Source organism: Collinsella sp. AF05-9 (assembly GCF_003465595.1).
In the GTDB taxonomy this organism is placed as follows: Bacteria; Actinomycetota; Coriobacteriia; order Coriobacteriales; family Coriobacteriaceae; genus Collinsella.
This window is the reverse complement of sequence record NZ_QSBB01000002.1, coordinates 1-18,433: the sequence shown is the minus strand read 5'-3', so window position 1 is coordinate 18,433 and position 18,433 is coordinate 1. Positions and strand designations below refer to the sequence as shown.

At 59.8% G+C, this 18,433-nt stretch carries 14 protein-coding genes; all 14 read left to right on the top strand.

Annotated features, from left to right (window positions below):
- Window positions 1-2 precede the first annotated feature (2 nt).
- Complete coding sequence (locus DWV43_RS00855) at window positions 3-1,466, top strand: amino acid permease (RefSeq protein WP_117817676.1); 1,464 nt, start codon at window positions 3-5, stop codon at window positions 1,464-1,466.
- Window positions 1,467-1,887: 421 nt separating this feature from the next.
- Complete coding sequence (locus DWV43_RS00850) at window positions 1,888-2,136, top strand: HPr family phosphocarrier protein (RefSeq protein ID WP_035136856.1); 249 nt, start codon at window positions 1,888-1,890, stop codon at window positions 2,134-2,136.
- A 189-nt stretch (window positions 2,137-2,325) separates the two neighbouring features.
- On the top strand, window positions 2,326-2,568 hold the full coding sequence (locus DWV43_RS00845; RefSeq protein ID WP_040358815.1) for a FeoA family protein: 243 nt from the start codon (window positions 2,326-2,328) through the stop codon (window positions 2,566-2,568).
- Between the two features lie 39 nt (window positions 2,569-2,607).
- Window positions 2,608-2,829, top strand: a complete 222-nt coding sequence (locus DWV43_RS00840; RefSeq protein ID WP_006234774.1) for a FeoA family protein — start codon at window positions 2,608-2,610, stop codon at window positions 2,827-2,829.
- Window positions 2,830-2,954: 125 nt separating this feature from the next.
- A complete protein-coding gene (locus tag DWV43_RS00835; RefSeq protein WP_117817678.1) occupies window positions 2,955-5,282 on the top strand; it encodes a ferrous iron transporter B in 2,328 nt (775 codons plus the stop codon).
- 175 nt (window positions 5,283-5,457) lie between these two features.
- A complete protein-coding gene (locus tag DWV43_RS00830) occupies window positions 5,458-5,658 on the top strand; it encodes a hypothetical protein (protein WP_117797110.1) in 201 nt (66 codons plus the stop codon).
- A gap of 143 nt (window positions 5,659-5,801) precedes the next feature.
- The gene (locus DWV43_RS00825) at window positions 5,802-6,881 is read left to right on the top strand and encodes a substrate-binding domain-containing protein (RefSeq protein WP_117817680.1); all 1,080 of its coding nucleotides are present in this window, start codon (window positions 5,802-5,804) and stop codon (window positions 6,879-6,881) included.
- 459 nt (window positions 6,882-7,340) lie between these two features.
- Window positions 7,341-8,768: a glucuronate isomerase gene (gene uxaC / locus DWV43_RS00820; RefSeq protein WP_117817682.1), complete on the top strand. Its 1,428-nt coding sequence runs from the start codon at window positions 7,341-7,343 to the stop codon at window positions 8,766-8,768.
- 96 nt (window positions 8,769-8,864) lie between these two features.
- Window positions 8,865-10,379: a tagaturonate reductase gene (locus DWV43_RS00815; protein WP_117817684.1), complete on the top strand. Its 1,515-nt coding sequence runs from the start codon at window positions 8,865-8,867 to the stop codon at window positions 10,377-10,379.
- Window positions 10,380-10,457: 78 nt separating this feature from the next.
- Window positions 10,458-11,942 carry a UxaA family hydrolase gene (locus DWV43_RS00810; protein ID WP_117817686.1) on the top strand — a complete coding sequence of 495 codons (1,485 nt, stop codon included), beginning with the start codon at window positions 10,458-10,460 and terminating at the stop codon, window positions 11,940-11,942.
- A gap of 379 nt (window positions 11,943-12,321) precedes the next feature.
- Window positions 12,322-13,881, top strand: coding sequence for an MFS transporter (locus DWV43_RS00805; RefSeq protein WP_157758022.1), 1,560 nt, complete (start codon window positions 12,322-12,324; stop codon window positions 13,879-13,881).
- A gap of 114 nt (window positions 13,882-13,995) precedes the next feature.
- A complete protein-coding gene (locus DWV43_RS00800; RefSeq protein WP_117778843.1) occupies window positions 13,996-15,591 on the top strand; it encodes a glycoside hydrolase family 28 protein in 1,596 nt (531 codons plus the stop codon).
- A gap of 131 nt (window positions 15,592-15,722) precedes the next feature.
- Entirely contained in the window at window positions 15,723-17,888 is a 2,166-nt protein-coding gene (locus DWV43_RS00795; protein ID WP_117856204.1) for a pectinesterase family protein, read from the top strand.
- 68 nt (window positions 17,889-17,956) lie between these two features.
- Entirely contained in the window at window positions 17,957-18,394 is a 438-nt protein-coding gene (locus tag DWV43_RS00790; RefSeq protein WP_158569801.1) for an SGNH/GDSL hydrolase family protein, read from the top strand.
- The last annotated feature ends 39 nt before the right edge of the window (window positions 18,395-18,433 follow it).

Sequence of the window (18,433 nt, the reverse complement as noted above, 5' to 3'; positions counted from 1 at the left end):
TTATGAGCTCTGAAAAACGAGGAACGATTGGTTCGTTCGCTCTGCTGGGCATGACGGTCGCCGCCGTGTTCGGTATCAAGAACATCATCAACAACAACGCGGCCATCGGCTTGGCAGCTGCGCCGTCGTTCTTTTTCGCTACGCTTTTGTACTTTGTCCCCTATACCCTGGTTACCGCCGAATTCGTCGGCCTTAACAAGGACTCCGAGTCGGGCGTGTACGCCTGGGTCAAGACCTCGATGGGCGGTCGCTGGGCATTCCTGACGGCATTTAGCTACTGGTTCGTTAACCTGTTCTACTTTGCGTCCGTCCTGCCTAACGTCATCATCTACGCGAGCTACGTGTTCTTTGGTGCCAATGCCGAGCTCTCGCAGCTGTGGATCACCATTATCGAGATCGTCGTCTTTGCTATCGCCACGTGGGTTTCGACCAAGGGTGCTAAGTGGATCGGCTCCATTTCCTCCTTCGGCTCGACCGCGGCTCTCGGCCTGACTGCCGTGTTCATCTTGCTGTCCCTGGCTGCTGCCTTTGGCGGCGTCGAGTTCGCTACGGCTCCTACCCCCGCTAACATGGCTCCCGACACGAGCAACTTCGCAACTATGTGGGGCTTCTTCGGTACGCTTGCCTGGATCATCCAGGGCGTTGGCGGCGCTGAGTCTGTCGGCGTGTTCCTTAACGACCTTAAGGGTGGCGTCAAGGCCTTCGTGCGCACCGTCGTTATCGCCGGCCTGACCATCGGCCTTCTGTATGCAGGCGCTTCGCTGCTGGTCAACCTGTTCATTCCCGAGGGCGGCGTTGCCATCTCCACCGGTATCTTCGACGTATTCGGCGCTGTCTTTGCCCACTTTGGCATTCCCATGGAAGTGTCCACGCGCGTCATTGGCCTGATCCTTCTTGCCGCCACGCTGGGCTCCCTCATGATGTGGACCTCTGCTCCCATCAAGGTCTTCTTCACCGAGATCCCCAAGGGCGTCTTTGGTAGCAAGATCGTCGAGCTCAACGAGCACGGCATTCCTGCCCGCGCTGCCTGGCTGCAGTTCGCCATCGTCGTCCCCATCCTGATCATCCCGGCCCTGGGCTCCGGCAACCTAGACGACCTGCTCATGATCGTCACCAACATGACGGCTGCCACCGCTCTGCTCCCGCCGCTGCTGATTCTGCTTGCCTACTTTATGCTGCGCAAGAACTTCGACGCTGCGCCCCGCGACTTCCGTATGGGTTCGCGCACCTTCGGTCTGGTCATTGCCGCCTTCCTGCTCGTTGTCTTCTGCTTCGTGCTTATCTGCGGCACCATTCCGCTCGATCAGCCTCTGTGGCTGACGCTGGTCTACAACGTTGGCGGTGTAGTTGTCTTCCTGGGCCTTGCCGTGATGTGGTACAACCGCTACATCAACCGCCTGCGCGAGACCGATCCCGAGCCCGCCGAGAACGAGCTTCGCCCCTCCGTCCTCGACATGATGGAGTAGCGGCTAGGATTAATCTACGGCTGTGGAATAAATCGATTCCCTTTCCTAAGGAGGGGCCTTACGAGGCCCCTCCTTTTGTGTTTTGGGGCATGGTTTTGGACCCCGTGGTCAAAAAATGCCAAATATGAGTACTGTTGCAAAAGAGGTGTCATATTTTTCGGCCTGTTCTGAGCAAAAACGGGCTCAAAATCAATTTATCTAACCCCCTTTAAAGGGCGTTTGACGGCTTTCAACCTCTTCGAATCGCTCAAAGCAGGCACTTTGCTCGCGATTTTGCTGCTACTAAATCGGTGACAGTACTCATATTTGCCACTTTTTGCCCACGAGGTGTTCAGAGGAGCTCTCGACAAGCATCTAACGCTACAATAACTACCACGTGGTTGGGTTTGCCGGCCGAATGTGCGATGCCGCGGGAGGGGACATGGTCGAGTTTACAAAGACGATTAAAGATCCGTTGGGATTGCATGCCCGCCCGGTTGCGCTGCTCTATGACATTATTGCCAAGCATCGTAGCGACGTATCGGTCAGCATCGGCGATCGCCATACCGACGGCCGCGATGTGATGGGGCTCATGGCTCTCTACGGCGAATGTGGCGAAGACATCGTGTTCCGCGTTTCGGGCGTGGATGAGGCCTCCTGCGTCACATCGATCAGAAACCTCTCGCTCTAAGCATGACAGGGCGCGGCAAAGGACAGCTCTTTGCCGCGCCTTTTTGTTTCGTATAGGAAACTTTTTCGAAATCTAAATGGGGACCCTTTCCAAAAAGTTAACCACGTGCTAGTTTACTAAAGCGAACATAGACGTGGTTAACTTTTGCTGCGTCGATGTTGAGGACGAACTGACGTTAGGAGCTCACTCATGTCTTGCGGACCGCAGATGCCGGCTATGCCGCTTTCGATGGTAAAGGCGGGCGAAACCGTGCGCGTGTCTCGTGTAAAGGGTAATGAGGACATGAAGCACCACCTCAAGGACCTCGGCTTTGTCGAGGGCAGCGAGATCCACGTGGTGAGCTCGAGTGGCGCCAACATCATCGTCACGGTGCTGGGCGCACGCTTTGGCATCGATTCCAAGGTCGCCATGCATATCATGACCGTCGGTTAGTCCGCAGCATTCTGTAAAAACTGAAAGGGGGAAAAGAATATGAAGACGTTGGGTGACGTTAAGGTGGGCGAGAGCTCTACCATCGTCAAGCTTCACGGTGAGGGCGCGCTGCGCCGCCACCTCATGGACCTGGGGCTCATCAAGGGCACTTCGTTCAAGGTCGTAAAGGTTGCACCGCTCGGTGATCCGGTCGAGATCAACGTGCGCGGCTACGAGCTTTCCATCCGTAAGGAGGAGGCCGCCGTCGTCGAGGTCCAGTAAGGGATCTTTGCGCGGTTATTTCTGCAGATAAAGTTAGGTTTTTCTAACTTAATGCAGCATCTTTGAAGCACATTATCCAGCCCGCGCGGAGAAAGCAGCGCAGGCACACAAGGAAGAAGGATTGAATGGCGGATTCTCAGATCCATGTCGCGCTGGCGGGTAACCCCAACTGCGGCAAGACCACGCTTTTCAACCTGATCACCGGCGCCAACGGCTACGTTGGCAACTGGCCCGGTGTCACGGTTGAGAAAAAGGAAGCCAAGCTCCTGAGCGACAAGAACGTTACCATCACGGACCTCCCCGGCATCTACTCGCTTTCCCCCTATAGCCCCGAGGAGCAGTGCTCGCGCGATTACCTCATGAGCGGCGAGCCCGATGTCGTCGTCCAGGTGGTCGACGCCACCAACTTGGAGCGCAACCTGTACCTGGCGCTTCAGGTTATCGAGACCGGCCTGCCCGTGGTCGTCGCCCTCAACATGGCCGACTTGGTCGAGAAGAACGGCGACAAGATCGACACGGACAAGCTCTCCAAGAAGCTCGGCTGCCCGGTCATGATGATCTCGGCCCTTAAGAACAAGGGCATCAACGAGCTGTTCGAGCAGGTCAAGAAGTCCGCTGCTTCCAAGGGCCAGGTGCCGGAGCACAAGTTCGATTCCTCCATCGAGGACGTTCTGGACCACATCGAGAACAATCTGCCGGCGAGCGTTCCCGCCAACAAGCGTCGCTACTACGCCGTCAAGCTGTTCGAGCGCGACGCGGACGCCTGCAAGCTCATCAACCTCACTAAGGAGAAGGCCGCTCGCGTCGAGCAGCTGGTCGCCCAGTGCGAGCAGGATTGCGACGACGACGCCGAGTCCATCATTACCGGCGAGCGCTACGGCGTGATTGCCCACATCATCGACGAGTGCCTCACCAAGGCTCCGGCCAAGATGAGCACCTCCGAGAAGATCGACCGTGTGGTTACCAACCGTATCTTGGGCCTGCCGATCTTTGTGGTCATCATGTTCTGCGTGTACTACATTGCCGTCTCTACCTTGGGCGGCACGGTGACCGACTTCACCAACGACCAGCTCTTTGGCACCGACGGCTGGTATGTGCTCGGCCAGGGCCGCGACGCCTACGACGCAGCTGTCGAGGCTGCGGGTGACGCCGCCGACTCGGTCGACCCGGCACAGTACGGCCCCTATGTTCCGGGTATTACCACCGTGGTGCACGATGCCCTTGTGGCGGGCGGCACCGAGGACGGTGGCCTGGTCGATTCGCTGGTCTGTGACGGTATCGTCGGCGGTCTGGGCGCCATCTTCGGCTTCGTGCCGCAGATGTTCCTGCTGTTCGTGATGCTGTCTTTCTTGGAGGACTGCGGCTACATGGCCCGCGTCGCCTTCATCATGGACCGCGTGTTCCGCCGCTTTGGCCTGTCCGGCAAGTCCTTTATCCCCATGCTCGTGTCCTCGGGCTGCGGCGTCCCCGGCGTCATGGCCACCAAGACCATCGAGAACGAGAAGGACCGCCGCATGACGGTCATGACCACCACGTTTATTCCCTGTGGCGCCAAGCTGCCGATCATCGCTCTGCTCATGGGTTCCATCATCGGCGATTCTTCCACCACCGCCGCATGGATCAGCCCACTGTTCTACTTCTTGGGCGTCTTTGCCGTCATCGCCTCGGGCCTCATGCTCAAGAAGACCAAGCTCTTCGCCGGTCGCCCGACGCCGTTCGTTATGGAGCTTCCCGCCTATCACTTCCCGGCAATCCGCTCTTGGGCGCTGCATGTATGGGAGCGCTGCTGGGCCTTTATCAAGAAGGCCGGCACGGTCATCTTCGCGTCCACCGTCGTGGTTTGGTTCCTCTCCAACTTTGGTAGCTACAACGGTTCCTTCGGCTTCCTGCCTGCGATGGACGGCATCCCCGAGGAGTTTATGGACTACTCCGTGCTCGCCATGCTGGGCAACCTGGTCGCTTGGATCTTCGCCCCGCTCGGCTTTAGCACCTGGCAGGCCACCGCGCTGACTGTCTCTGGACTTGTCGCCAAGGAGAACGTCGTCGCCACCGCCGGCTCGCTGCTGTCCGTTGCCGACGCCGCCGAGACCGACCCGAGCCTGTGGACCGCGTTCGCCGGCATGTTCCCGACTATGGGCGCTTGCGTTGCCTTTGGCGCCTTTAACCTGCTGTGCGCCCCGTGCTTTGCCGCCATGGGCACTATCCGCAACCAGATGGACTCCGGCAAGTGGACCGCGATTGCCATCGGCTACGAGTGCGCCTTTGCCTGGGTGATCGGCCTGTTCATCAACCAGTTCTACAACCTGCTTGTCCTTGGCCAGTTTGGTATTTGGACGGTTGTAGCCATCGTTCTGCTGGTTGCGATGCTCTTCCAGATCTTCCGTCCCATGCCCAAGCACGCTTGGACCGACGAGGACGAGACCAACACCGCTTCCGCTGCAGTTTCCGCTTAAGTCCGAATAAGGATCAGCCCCTTTCCACGAGCCCGGGTGTCCCAGCGACACTCGGGCTTTTTGGTGAGGGAGATGTGGCGTTTCCGCAGATAAAACCGACCAAAATATACCTGTCCCTTTTTGGCAGGTGGAGAATGGGGTAAAGTAAGTGATGGTTAACTAGAGGAGGCTTGCTATGGCACCTATCGATATTGTTGTACTGGCTATTATCGGTATTGCGTTTGTCGCCGTGTGCGTGCGCATTTATCGCAAGGGCACCTGCGCCGACTGCGCTCAGGGCGGCGTTTGCACGGGACATTGTTCCAACAAAAAAACCTGCGCCGCACTTAAGGGCGTGGACAAAATTGCCGAAGACTTGGGCCGCGGTATCAAGTAAGGTCCGTCATCCAAGCGCCTCGCGAGCATCCGTTTGCGGGGCGCTTTGCACATTTGGCGGCGAGCGCGGCGAGTTGAAGAGTGATTTTGGGGTATCGTTACCTGTACTGTTAATTGGCAACTTATCTATAACGGAGTAACCCCATGAGCGCTCGCGTAACCATGAAGGACATTGCCGCCGAGCTTGGCGTTTCCATCAATACCGTGCACAAGGCCCTGACGGGTAAGGCCGGCGTGAGCGAATCCGTGCGCTCCAAGGTGAATGCCAAGGCCGAGGCCATGGGCTACCATCGCAACACAAGTGCCTCGAGCCTGCGCCGCAAGGATATCAACCTGGTGTTTTGCCTGCCCCGCGCATCGCGCGAGGGGGCGTACTTTTTCCGTTACCTTTGGGAAGGCTGCAACCGCTTTGAGCAGGAGGTCATCGACCGGGGCATTACGGTTGAGCGCGTAGAATTTGGCGTGGGCGGCTACGCCGATGCGCTCGAGCAGATTGATGAGCGTCTGCAGGTAGGCGAGAAGATCGATGGTCTGCTTGCCTATGTTCCGGGCGATGACCGCGCGACCGAGCTCTTGAGGCAGATTGCCGAGGCGGGCGTGACAATCGAGCTCGTAGACGGCGACCGCCCGCACCTCGATCGCCTGGGTGCCAGTCTGGCGGACTATTCCGCGGCGGGCAGTCTTATGGCAGAGCAGGCGGCAAATCTGGTCCACGCTTCTGGGGCTGACGCCCGCGTGCTCCTGTTGGCGGGCGACCCCTATACCGATTCACACTACCTGACCGCCCGCGCCTTTCATAATTACCTGCGCGAACACGATATTCCATGGCAGGTTGAGGACCTTGCCGGCGCCCATGCGCAAGTCAAACAGCTCGAGCGCGAGCTTGAGCAGCGCTTGAGTACGCCGGATGCTCCCGAGCTCATCTGTAGCGTTTTTGCCGTTGGTTCCGAGGTGGTCGCCGACGCGCTTGTTTCAAGCGGCAAGGCCGGCAAGGTCATGGTAATCGGCAACGACCTGTTCCCCGAGAGCGCCTTGGCCTTGCGCCGTGGCATCTTTACCAATATTGTCTATAAGGACCCGGTGAGCCTGGCCTACCGTGGCGCCAAGACCTTGGGCGAGTATCTGCTGTGGGGTAAAACTCCGGCGGAGCCCGTGCAGAAGGGTGCTGTGGAGATGGTGTTTGCCAGCAACGTCGACCGCTACTGCGAGCTTGCGGGAATTTAGCCGTTTAGTCAGGTACCCCCTCTTGCGACGTGCATTTTTTGGAGTATTCAGCAATGGCGTGTCCCGAAAGAGGTTAGGACGACTGTTTTAAGTGCCCCCGATGGCGTAATTCGCCATCGGGGGTATTTATTTATGCCGATTGGGCGCAATATGAGCATCAGATAGGGCTTCGAAGACGGTGCGCGGTGCGCTCCGATGCTGAATACTCCCAAAAATGCACGGCGGAACATGACCCACCTGGCCAAAGCGCTCAAGTTCGGTATTCGGGGACGCCTGCCAATTCGCAATACATACAAGTCACGGCTCCAGTAACCGTTGAACGGGCAAAATCGACCGTTCACCCCATGGTGGTTAGGTGAACGTTCACCTTTTAAGTCGCAATGAATTAGTATAGTGAACGTTCACCTAGAGGATAACGAGCGCATCGTGCGCCCGCTCCGCCAACAAAGGGGTTGTTTGATGAAAAACTTCATGGACGATCAGGATTTCCTGCTGAGCACCAAAACCGGTGAGGAGCTGTTCCACAACTTTGCCGAGGGCATGCCCATCGTTGACTACCACTGCCACATTTCTCCCAAGGAGATCTGGGACGACAAGCGTTTTGAGAACATCACCGAGGTTTGGCTGGGCGGTGACCACTACAAGTGGCGCCTGATGCGTGCCAACGGCGTCGACGAGCGCTTCATTACCGGCGATGCCCCTGCTCGCGAGAAGTTTCAGAAGTGGGCCGAGACCCTAGGCCGTTGCGTGGGCAACCCCGTCTTTGAGTGGAGCCACCTGGAGCTTAAGCGTTACTTTGGCTACGAGGGTGTCCTGAACGGCAAAACCGCTCAGGAGGTCTGGGACCTTGCCAACGCCAAGCTCGCCGAGGCCAGCTTTACCTGCCGCAACCTCATCAAGCAGTCCAACGTCCGCATGATCTGCACTACCGACGACCCCGCCGACAGCTTTGAGTGGCACAAGAAGATTGCCGCCGACGACAGTTTTGACGTTCAGGTCGTTCCCGCCATGCGCCCCGATGCCGCCCTGCGCATCGAGCGTGGCCAGGAGTTCGCCGACTACTGCAAGCATCTCTCCGAGGTTGCTGGCGTTGAGATCAGCGACTTCGAGGGCATGAAGGCTGCCATCTCCAAGCGCTACGACGTTGCCCACGAGCTGGGCTGCCGCGCTTCCGACCACGCGCTCGACTACGTTATGTACGTTCCGGCTACCGCCGACGAGATCGAGACTATCTTTGCCAAGGGCCTTGCCGCCGAGCCGCTTACCGAGGACGAGGTCCTCAAGTACAAGACGGCCTTTATGCAGTTCGTCGCCGGCGAGTATGTCCGCCTTGGCTGGGCCATGCAGCTGCACTTTGGCTGCAAGCGTGACAACAACCGCGCTATGTTCGCCAAGCTCGGTCCCGACACCGGCTACGACTGCATCTCCAACTACACGCCGTCCGACCAGCTGGCCGATTTCCTCAACTCCATCCAGGAGTCCACGGGTCTGCCCAAGACCATCCTGTACAGCCTGAACCCCATCGACAACACCATGATCGATACCGTGATGGGCTGCTTCCAGGAGGCTCCGACCGCCGGCAAGATCCAGAACGGCTCTGCCTGGTGGTTCAACGACAACGAGATCGGTATGCGCGAGCAGCTTACGGCTCTGGCTAACGAGGGCGTGCTGGGCAACTTTGTGGGCATGCTTACCGATTCCCGCTCCTTCCTGTCCTACCCGCGTCACGAGTACTTCCGTCGCGTGCTGTGCGGCGTGATCGGCGAGTGGGTCGAGCAGGGCAAGTACCCCGCCGACATGGAGCTGCTGGGAGCCATCGTGCGCGACATCAGCTACAACAACGCGGTCCGCTACTTTGGCTTTGACCTGGATGCCGTCGAGGCCTAAACCCGCATCGAATCACACCGAACTCGGGAGCGCCGTTGCCACACGCGGCGCCCCCGTTTTGCCTGCACGCTAACAGCAATCTAAGGAGAGACATCGATGGAGAACATCAGCTACGAGACGCTCGAGAAGATCGGCTACAAGGGCTACCTGCTGCCCAAGGACGCGCCCGAGAAGGTTCTGCAGTTTGGCGAGGGCAATTTCCTGCGCGCCTTCGTCGACCGCTTCTTTGACATGGGCAACGAGGCAACCGGCTGGAACGGCAAGGTTGTCATGGTCCAGCCCATCAGCGGTGCCTTTGGCTTTGCCGACGGCATTAACGCTCAGGATGACCTGTACACCGTGCTGGTGCGCGGCAAGGAGAGCGGCAACACGGTCGACGAGTCCCGTGTGATCAGCGCCTGCAGCCGCTGCCTCAATCCGTATCGTGAGGACGACTACCGCGCCATGATGGAGGTCGCCGTCTCCGACGATTTGGAGATTATCGTCTCCAACACCACCGAGGCTGGCATTGCCTACGATCCGTCCTGCAAGGCCGACGACATGCCGCCCGCGAGCTTCCCCGCTAAGCTTGCCCAGGTGCTCCACACCCGCTGGGCCGCCGGCAAGCCGGGCGTCATCGTGCTCGCCTGCGAACTCATCGATCACAACGGCGAGGAGCTGCTGCGCATCATGAACCAGTACGTGAGCGACTGGGGCTGGGAGGACGAGTTCTCGCAGTGGATGGCCAACGACTGCACCGTCTGCACCACGCTCGTCGACACTATCGTCCCCGGCCGCATCCGCGACCCCAAGGAGGCCGCTGCCGTGGCCGAGCGCCTGGGCTACGAAGATCCCTTCCTGGCCGTGCGCGAGCCCTTCCAGATGTGGGGTATCCAGGGCGACGAGTCACTTGCCGAGAAGCTGCCCTTCGTGAAGGCCGGCCTGCCGGGCGTCTTTGTGACCCCCGATGTCACCCCGTACAAGAAGCGCAAGGTCCGCATCCTCAACGGCGCCCACACTGCCTTTGTTCCGGGCTCCTGGGTTGCCGGCTTTGACATCGTGCGCGATTGCATGCACGACGAGACCGTCCGTGGCTTCATGAACACCATGCTCTACGACGAGGTCATCCCGACGCTTGCCGCCGATCTGGATGTCGAGGACTGCAAGGCCTTTGCCGCCGCCGTCGAGAACCGCTTCGACAACCCGTTTATCGACCACGCGCTGCTCTCCATTTGCCTCAACTCAACCGCCAAATGGCGTGCTCGCGACCTGCCCACGCTCAAGGACTATGTTGCCGAGACCGGTAACCTGCCCAAGTGCCTGGCGACGAGCCTCGCTACGCTCATTGCCTTCTATACGCAGGAGCTCGTTGCTCGCGAGGGCGATGGCCTGCACCTGCGCCGCGCCGACGGCACCGAGTACACCGCTCAGGACGATGCCTTCGTGCTCGATTTCTACGCCGCCCACGCCGGTGCAGACGATGCCGAGCTGGTGCACGACGTGCTCAACAACGAGCAGATGTGGGGCGAGGACCTTACGCAGATCGCCGGCCTTGAGGAGTTTGTCGTCAACGCGCTTGCCGTTGTGCGCGCCGAGGGCGCCAAGCAGGCATTTGCCAACGCCCAGGCCTAAATCCTTCTGTGCGCCCGCCGGGCAACTGGCGGGCGCCCGCTGACTTCTGCTCAACCTGTAGGGTTAGGACCATTTGTAATGAACACTATCCAGATCAATCCGGCCGATAACGTGATCGTCGCGCTGTCGCCGCTTGCCAAGGGCACCGCTGTCGCGGTTCCCGGGGTGGGCGAGGTCGTTGCCGCGGAGGATATTCCGCAGGGCCACAAGATGGCCGTGCGTGCCATTGCGGCGGGGGAGGACGTCGTCAAGTACGGTCTTCCTATCGGCCACGTGACGGGCGACATCCAGCCCGGTCAGTGGCTTCATACGCATAACGTCAAGACCAACCTTTCGGGCGAGGTCGAGTACGCTTACAACCCGACGCATCCGGTCGTTGAGCCGGTTGAGCCCGAGACCTTTATGGGTTTCCGCCGCGCTGACGGCCGCGCCGCCACGCGCAACGAGCTGTGGATCATCCCCACGGTCGGCTGCGTCAACGAGGTCGCACGTGCCATGTGCGAGCAGGCTCAGGATCTGGTCGAGGGCTCGCTGGAGGGCGTTTACTACTTCCCGCATCCCTTTGGCTGCTCGCAGACCGGTGCCGACCATGCCCAGACGCGCCGTCTGCTGGTGGCGCTCTCGCGTCACGCAAACGCTGCGGGTGTGCTGTTCCTGTCCCTCGGTTGCGAAAACTGCACGCACCAGCAGGTACTCGACGAGCTCGGTGACTTCGATCGCGAGCGCGTTCGATTCCTCGCCTGCCAGGATGTAGCCGACGAGCAGGTCGAGGGTCACAAGATCCTGTCCGAGCTTGCCGACCTGGCCAAGCAGGCCAAGCGTGAGCCCATTCCTGCCTCCGAGCTGGTCATTGGCCTTAAGTGCGGCGGCTCTGACGGTCTTTCGGGCATTACCGCCAACCCCACGATCGGTCGCGTGAGCGATATGGTCGTCGCCCGCGGCGGCACGTCGGTGCTCACCGAGGTTCCCGAGATGTTTGGCGCGGAGAGCATTCTGCTCGATCGCTGTGAGAGCCAGGACGTCTTTAACGCAGCTGCCGACATGCTCAACGGCTTTAAGGACTACTTTATCAGCCACGGGGAGGTCGTCTATGAGAACCCGAGCCCCGGCAACAAGGACGGCGGCATTACCACGCTCGAGGACAAGAGCTGCGGCTGCGTGCAAAAGGGCGGATCTGCCCCCATCGTCGACGTGCTGCCGTATGCCGGTCAGGCTACCAAGCATGGCCTGAACATGCTGTGCGGCCCGGGTAACGACATGGTATCCACCACGGCCCTGACGGCTGCCGGCTGCCACGTAATCCTGTTCTCGACCGGCCGCGGCACGCCGTTTGGCGCACCGGCGCCTACACTCAAGGTGTTCACCAACCAGCGTCTGTGCGACCACAAGGCCAACTGGATGGACTTTAACGCCGGCGTGGTCGCCACGGGCGAGCGTACGCTCGACGAGGCTGCCCACGACCTGTACCAGCTGGTGCTAGAGACGGCGAGCGGCAAGCTTACGAGTGCCGAGCGCCGCGGCTGTCACGAGATCAGCATCTGGAAGGACGGCGTCTGCCTGTAGCGGTAAATGGGTTCGCATAGGGCGCTATTGACCATGGCCCCGTCGGGAGTGTTCCCGGCGGGGCCATGTTTGTTCTGTCTGTTCGGGCGTGTCTTTCTGAGGGTACGGGAGCGGCGAAAACAATAAACGTTCACCTAATCGACCTCAAATTTAAACCCACTCAATACCCATGTAATCGTGATTTTTTTCAAGTCAGATGTCCGTTTAACGGCAAAAAACGACCGTTCAAGGATAATATACAAGTGAACGTTCACCTATCATATGCAATCGCGCATAATCTAGCTAAACGTTCACCCTACGAGTGGGCGATATGCAGACAGACATCGGTATGGACTCCAATGTCTTGTTACAAGACAATCGAGAAAAGAGAGGGAGCTCGATGACTAACAAGATCGGTAAAAAGCGCAAGATCACATTCTGGACGCGCTTGGGCTTTGGTATGGGCGGCATGCTCAACTCCGGTGCCCTGAGCTTTACGCACAGCTACATGGTGCTGTTCCTGTCCACGGAGTGCGGTCTGTCCGCAGGCGAGGCTGCGCTGATCAGCTCGTTCGCCATCTATCTCAACGCCATTCTGTGCCCGCTCATGGGCTTTGTGGCCGATAACTTCTACGCTACTAAGATCGGCCGCATCTTTGGCCGCCGCCGTTTCTGGATCTTGCTGGCTATCCCGATGATGGTCGCCGAGCCGCTCATCTTTGTGGCTACGCCGTTTGGTTTCCCGTACTACTTTGTGTTGTACCTGATCTACAACGTCGCGTACACGTTCTGCACCGCCAACCTGTCGCCGCTTACCATCGAGATGACCGATGACTTCAAGGAGCGTACGTACCTCACCGGCTACAAGCACCTCTTTGGTAACGCCGCCGGCTTCCTGATGGCAGCACTCGTCGGCTTTGGCTTTGGCACCTTCGGCGAGACCAACCCGTTCAGCTACTTCATTATTGCTACGATTAACGCTTCGGTCATGGCAATCTCGCTGCTCTGCGTGTACCTGTCTACGTGGGAGCACACCCCCGAGGAGGTCGCTCAGGAGAAGATCGAGAGCGTCGGCGAGGGTATCAAGAAGTTTTTCATCGACGTTATCTCTACCTTCCGCAACAAGTCCTTCCGCAAGGTCCTGTATGCGCAGGTCTCCACGAAGCTCGCCGCTGCCTGCTGGTCTGCGTGCCTGTCCTTCTTCATCGTCTACTGTCTGCAGATTCCTAAGTCCTACGAGTCCGTGATGGAGATGCCCGGCAAGGTCGTCGCTATCGTCTGCACCGCCATCTGGGTCGCCCTCATGGCCAAGAAGGGCTTCCACAAGTCTTGGTACCTGGCAAACGTCGGTTGCGCCGCGTGCATCATCGCCTACAACTACTTCGCCTTTGGTCAGATCAACGGCACCTCCACGGTCGCCATCGCCATGATCGCCTACCCCATCATCTTCGCCATCTGGAAGTTCTTCTACGTTGGCTTCCAGTATCTGCCCGATGTTCTGCTCAACTACATCCCCGATGTCGATGAGCTCATCACCCTGCGTCGTCGCGAGGGCATCTACAGCTCCGCACAGCAGCTCTGCCAGCAGATCGCCCAGGCTGTTGCCGTCAACGTATGGGCTATCGTCCTTGCTGCCTCCGGCTTCATTCAGACCGCCGGCAACAGCGACGCCGTGACCCAGCCCGCCACCGTGCCTCTGTACATCTGCGGCTACATGCTCATCGGCTGCGCCGGCTTCTTCCTGCTCGCGGCCGTCCTTGCCCGCGGCATCAAGATTGACAAGGAGCAGTGCGACATCCTTTGCGACGAGATCCACCGTGTCAAGGAGGGTGGCAAGATGGCCGACGTCAAGCCCGAGGTCAAGGCGCTTTGCGAGGAGCTCTCCGGCTTTAAGTACGAGGACTGCTTCGCCCACAACAATGTTGGCTTCCAGGACGGCAGCGTAATTCCCGCCGAGTAGGGCAGGCGCATCGTCCAAACCACAGGGCCGTGCCACCGGAGATCCACCGGCGGGTACGGCCCTTTTTTAAAAACGACTAGTATGAACTTCTGATTACATTTGAGGGAGAGACCCATGGAGACGAACGTTATCTGGCGCAATGCCCGCGCGGCCGTTATCGAGCTCGACGATGGCGGCTACTTTACCTGTGCCGATACGTGGGAGATCTTTGTCAACGATGAGCCCGCCGGTACCACGAATACGGTCGAGACCTATGTCGATGGCCTGACTCCCGGCAAGCGCAACCTGATCCGCTTTGTCTGCGGCGAGCGCGAGTTGAGCGTAGGCGTCACCACGCCGGCGGAGCCCTTTACCATCAACGTTCGCGACTGCGGAGCCAAGGGCGATGCCGAGCACGATGACACCACCAACATTCAGGCTGCCATCATGGCCTGCCCCAAGGGCGGGCGCGTGCTGATCCCCGCCGGCAACTACCGCATCAAGTCCCTCTTCCTTAAGAGCAATATCAACATCGAGCTTGCCGAGGGCGCGGTGCTGCTGGCCCGCCACGACCGCGCCGCGCTTGCCTACATTCCGGGCACGGTCACGGGTGACGAGGGGGCTGGGTACGCCGGCACCGATATGCTGCCCCTGGGCCGTTGGGAGGGCGAGAGCTTCTCGACCTACTGTTCGACCTTTACGGGCCTGAGCGTGCACGACGTGTGCATCTATGGCCGCGGCGCCATCGACGGCCAGACCGATTTTGCCGAGGACAACTGGTGGAACAAGGACTTTAAGAACATCTTCCGTCCCGAGGAGGGCCGCGAGATCGCCCGCCCGCGCATGATCTTCCTGTCCGAGTGCGAAAACGTGAGTCTTGCCGGCTTTACCGTGCGCAACAGCCCGGCGTGGAATATCCATCCCATTCTGTGCGAGCACGTCGATGCCCTGTGCCTGTCCATCGAGGGTCCCAAGAACTCCCACAACACCGACGGTTTCGATCCCGAGAGCTGCGGTTTTGTCCGCATCCTTGGCTGTCAGTTCTCGGTGGGCGACGACTGCATCGCCATCAAGAGCGGCAAACTGGGCATTGAACCCGAGCTCCGTCCCGCCACGCACGACGTGCTGATCTCGCACTGCTACATGCACGACGGCCACGGCGCCGTGGTGCTGGGATCCGAGGCCGCCGGCGGCATCAAGGACCTCACCGTGAGCAAGTGCCTCTTTGAGCGCACCGACCGCGGCCTGCGCGTCAAGACACGCCGCGGACGCGGCAAGGACGCCGTCAACGAGGGCATCACCTTCGAGCACATTCGCATGGATAAGGTGCTCACGCCCTTCGTGGTCAACTCGTTCTACTTCTGCGACAAGGACGGCAAGACCGACTACGTGCAGTCTCGCGAGGCGCTGCCCGTCGACGACCGTACGCCCGGCTTTGGCGCCACGACGTTTTGCGATATCGAGGCCACCAACTGCCATGCGGCCGCGGCCTATATCACGGGCCTTCCCGAGAGCAAGGTGACGCGCCTGACGTTCCAGGATGTCCATGTGACCTTTGCCGCCGATGCCGAGCCCTTTGTGCCGGCCATGGCCTGCGGCGTGGAGCCCATGGTGCGCCAGGGCATCATCGCGCAGAACGTGAAAGTCCTCGACCTGCAGAACGTGCGCATCGAGGGTCAGGATGGCGACGAGTTGCAGCTGCAAAACGTCGACAAGGTTATCCGCGCGTAGGGTAGTGCTCCTGCACAAGTGAATACGGCATGTTGAGGCGTGCGACGGTCGGGTCTGCCCGGCTGTCGCACGCAATCTATAGGTGCCGGCATTGCATGGTGGGTGTTCTGTGACAGAAAGCGTAATGACAGATGAGTGGTAAAGAGCAGCTCTTTGAGGTATCGCTCGAACGCGAAGGCGCGTATCGCAGCATTTCGACGGCACTCGAGGCGGCTGAGCGGTGCGTGCCCGATACGACCGTGCCGGTGCGTGTGCTGGTGGCGCCGGGTGAGTACCGCGAGCGGGTTGAGATCCGTCGTCCGCATGTGACCATCGAGGGTGAGACGGCCGACAGCGTGCGTATCGTGGGAGGCCTGGGTGCCAAGATGCCTTCGGAAGATGGTAGCGGCCAGGATGGAAGACTCGGCACCTTCCGTACGTACACGGTGCTGGTCGATGCCGACGACGTGACGCTTGCGGGTCTAACAATCGAAAACAACGCCGGTGATGGGCGCGAGGTCGGCCAGGCGATTGCCCTGTATGCCGATGGTGACCGCCTGGTTGTCGATGCCTGCTGCATTAAGGGACACCAGGACACGCTCTTTTTGGGGCCGCTGCCGCCGCGCGAGGCCAAGCCGGGCGGCTTTATAGGCCCCAAGCAGTTCGCCCCGCGCCGCGTGGGGCGGCAGTATTTTCGACGTTGCCGGATCGAGGGCGATGTCGACTTTATCTTTGGCGGCGCGCGTGCCTACTTTGAGGGGTGTGAGATTCGCTCGCTCAACCGCGATATGGATGTCAACGGGTATGTAACGGCAGCCTCCACGCCCCAGGGCGAGCCGTACGGATTTGTGTTTCATGGCTGTTCGTTTACAGCCGATGAGGGCATTGCCCCCGGATCGGTCTATCTGGGTCGTCCATGGCGCGAGTGGGCCCAGACCGTTTTGCTCGAATGCTGGCTGGGCCCCCATATTTCACTCGAGGGTTGGTGGGATTGGAATAAGCCAGCGGCACATGACGGCACCCTGTATGCCGGCGGTGCCCTGTTTGGCCCGGCGGGTGATACTGCCGCTTGGGTGCCGTGGGCGCATTGCCTGACCGGTCAGGATTCCGAACGCTATGCGCGTGACCGAGTGCTTGCCGGCACGGATGGTTGGGATCCCGAGGGCGGCGACGGTGATGCGGTAGAGACGGCCGGGCTATCTGCCAATGGCCGCACCGTGCACATCGAGACGTACTACGAGGACGAACCTGCGCTGCGCGCCCGACTGAAGCGCGAGGGGCGCTCGGCCGCATTTACGGGCAAGACTCCCACAGACTTTGAGGCATGGAAGGCTGCGACCAGGACTCGTCTGTACGATATTTTGGGTCTTTCGCTTATGGACCGCGCCCCGATTGAGATTCGTGAGCTCAATCGCGTGCGGGTTGCCGGCAGCATCGTGCGTACTCATGCGGTGCTGCAGGTTGAGCACGATGTGTGGATGCCGTTTTACCTGTTGGAGCCGTCCCGCCCCAAGCTTGACGAGCGGGGACTCAAGCGCTGCTATATCTGCCCGCATGGTCACCAGGGGGCGGGTGCTGCAAGCATAGCCGGCGTTGCGGGCGTGCCGGCGGTCGACGATGCCGTGCGTAAGTTCAATTACGACTACGGTCTGCGTTTGGCGCGCATGGGTTATGTGACCGTCTGCCCCGATGCGCGTGGTTGGGGATACCGTCGTGACTGGAAGGGTCAGGGCGACGACGAGAACAGCTACCTGCGCGGTACGTGTCTGAATCAAGCACGTATGGCCGAGCCGCTGGGTCTTACGGTCGCGGGCCTCAACGCCTGGGACAACATGCGCTTGATTGATTACTTGGAGACACGCGGTGACATTGCCATGGACGACCTGGGCTGCTTTGGTTTTTCGGGCGGCGGTTACATGACGTTGTACCTGTCCGCGCTCGACCCGCGCGTGCGCAAGGCGTTTGTCTCGGGCTATCTGTACGGCGTTGATGATTCGCTACTGCACCTCAACGGCAATTGCAGCTGCAATTACACGCCTGGACTCTGGCGTCTGCTCGACATGGGCGACATTGCATCGCTTGTCGCGCCACGGCCGCTCTTGGTTCAGAGCTGCGAGAAAGACCATCTCAACGGCGCCCGCGGGCTTGCGAACGTAGACGAGCAGCTCGATATCGTTCGCGACGCCTACGCGCTGCTGGGCAAGGACGAAAACCTTCTGCACGAGGTCTGCCCGGGTGGACACCACCTGGGCGTGGCGCATCTTGCCGAGGATATCGAATGGCTCGATTCGCAAGTTGCGGAATACGCCCACGCATAGCCCCTCGGATGTTGTGAATGAACGGTATGTACCTGTATGACCGCCGGTGTGCGGGTGAGGAGAAGAATATGGAAACGAAAAACTTGAGCGAATCGACCGTCTGCTGCTTTGGCGATTCGACCACCTGGGGCGATAACGGATGCGGCGGGGGAGGCAACGACATCTCTTGGACCTCGCACCTGGGTGCGCTGCTGGGCGGCGCTACGATCGAGAACTTTGGTATTAAGGGTTCGCGTATTGCCGTCAAGGCCGACCGTAGCGATTCGTTTGTTGAGCGCTTGGACGGCATCGATCACACGGCAGATATCTGCATCGTCTTTGGCGGCGTTAACGACTTTAGCCGTAACGTGCCGCTGGGAGAGCTGGGCAGCACGGACGTGCACGAGTTCTACGGTGCGCTCGACTACCTGATCCGCACCATCACGGCGCGCTCGCCTCAGGCAAAGCTGATGTTTATGACACCGTGCAAGACGAGCGGTAAACACGAAAAGGATAGGCTCTGTTAGACCACATTTGACACGATCGGCTGTTCGTCGAACCGGGAA

What these genes read in the sequence shown, in the direction of transcription:
- DWV43_RS00790 (WP_158569801.1), top strand. Translation starts at nt 17,957, where the DNA reads ATGGAAACGAAAAACTTGAGCGAATCGACCGTCTGCTGCTTTGGCGAT.
- DWV43_RS00815 (WP_117817684.1), top strand. Translation starts at nt 8,865, where the DNA reads ATGGAGAACATCAGCTACGAGACGCTCGAGAAGATCGGCTACAAGGGC.
- DWV43_RS00845 (WP_040358815.1), top strand. Translation starts at nt 2,326, where the DNA reads ATGTCTTGCGGACCGCAGATGCCGGCTATGCCGCTTTCGATGGTAAAG.
- DWV43_RS00835 (WP_117817678.1), top strand. Translation starts at nt 2,955, where the DNA reads ATGGCGGATTCTCAGATCCATGTCGCGCTGGCGGGTAACCCCAACTGC.
- DWV43_RS00855 (WP_117817676.1), top strand. Translation starts at nt 3, where the DNA reads ATGAGCTCTGAAAAACGAGGAACGATTGGTTCGTTCGCTCTGCTGGGC.
- DWV43_RS00810 (WP_117817686.1), top strand. Translation starts at nt 10,458, where the DNA reads ATGAACACTATCCAGATCAATCCGGCCGATAACGTGATCGTCGCGCTG.
- DWV43_RS00805 (WP_157758022.1), top strand. Translation starts at nt 12,322, where the DNA reads ATGACTAACAAGATCGGTAAAAAGCGCAAGATCACATTCTGGACGCGC.
- DWV43_RS00795 (WP_117856204.1), top strand. Translation starts at nt 15,723, where the DNA reads ATGAGTGGTAAAGAGCAGCTCTTTGAGGTATCGCTCGAACGCGAAGGC.
- DWV43_RS00825 (WP_117817680.1), top strand. Translation starts at nt 5,802, where the DNA reads ATGAGCGCTCGCGTAACCATGAAGGACATTGCCGCCGAGCTTGGCGTT.
- DWV43_RS00840 (WP_006234774.1), top strand. Translation starts at nt 2,608, where the DNA reads ATGAAGACGTTGGGTGACGTTAAGGTGGGCGAGAGCTCTACCATCGTC.
- uxaC (WP_117817682.1), top strand. Translation starts at nt 7,341, where the DNA reads ATGAAAAACTTCATGGACGATCAGGATTTCCTGCTGAGCACCAAAACC.
- DWV43_RS00830 (WP_117797110.1), top strand. Translation starts at nt 5,458, where the DNA reads ATGGCACCTATCGATATTGTTGTACTGGCTATTATCGGTATTGCGTTT.
- DWV43_RS00800 (WP_117778843.1), top strand. Translation starts at nt 13,996, where the DNA reads ATGGAGACGAACGTTATCTGGCGCAATGCCCGCGCGGCCGTTATCGAG.
- DWV43_RS00850 (WP_035136856.1), top strand. Translation starts at nt 1,888, where the DNA reads ATGGTCGAGTTTACAAAGACGATTAAAGATCCGTTGGGATTGCATGCC.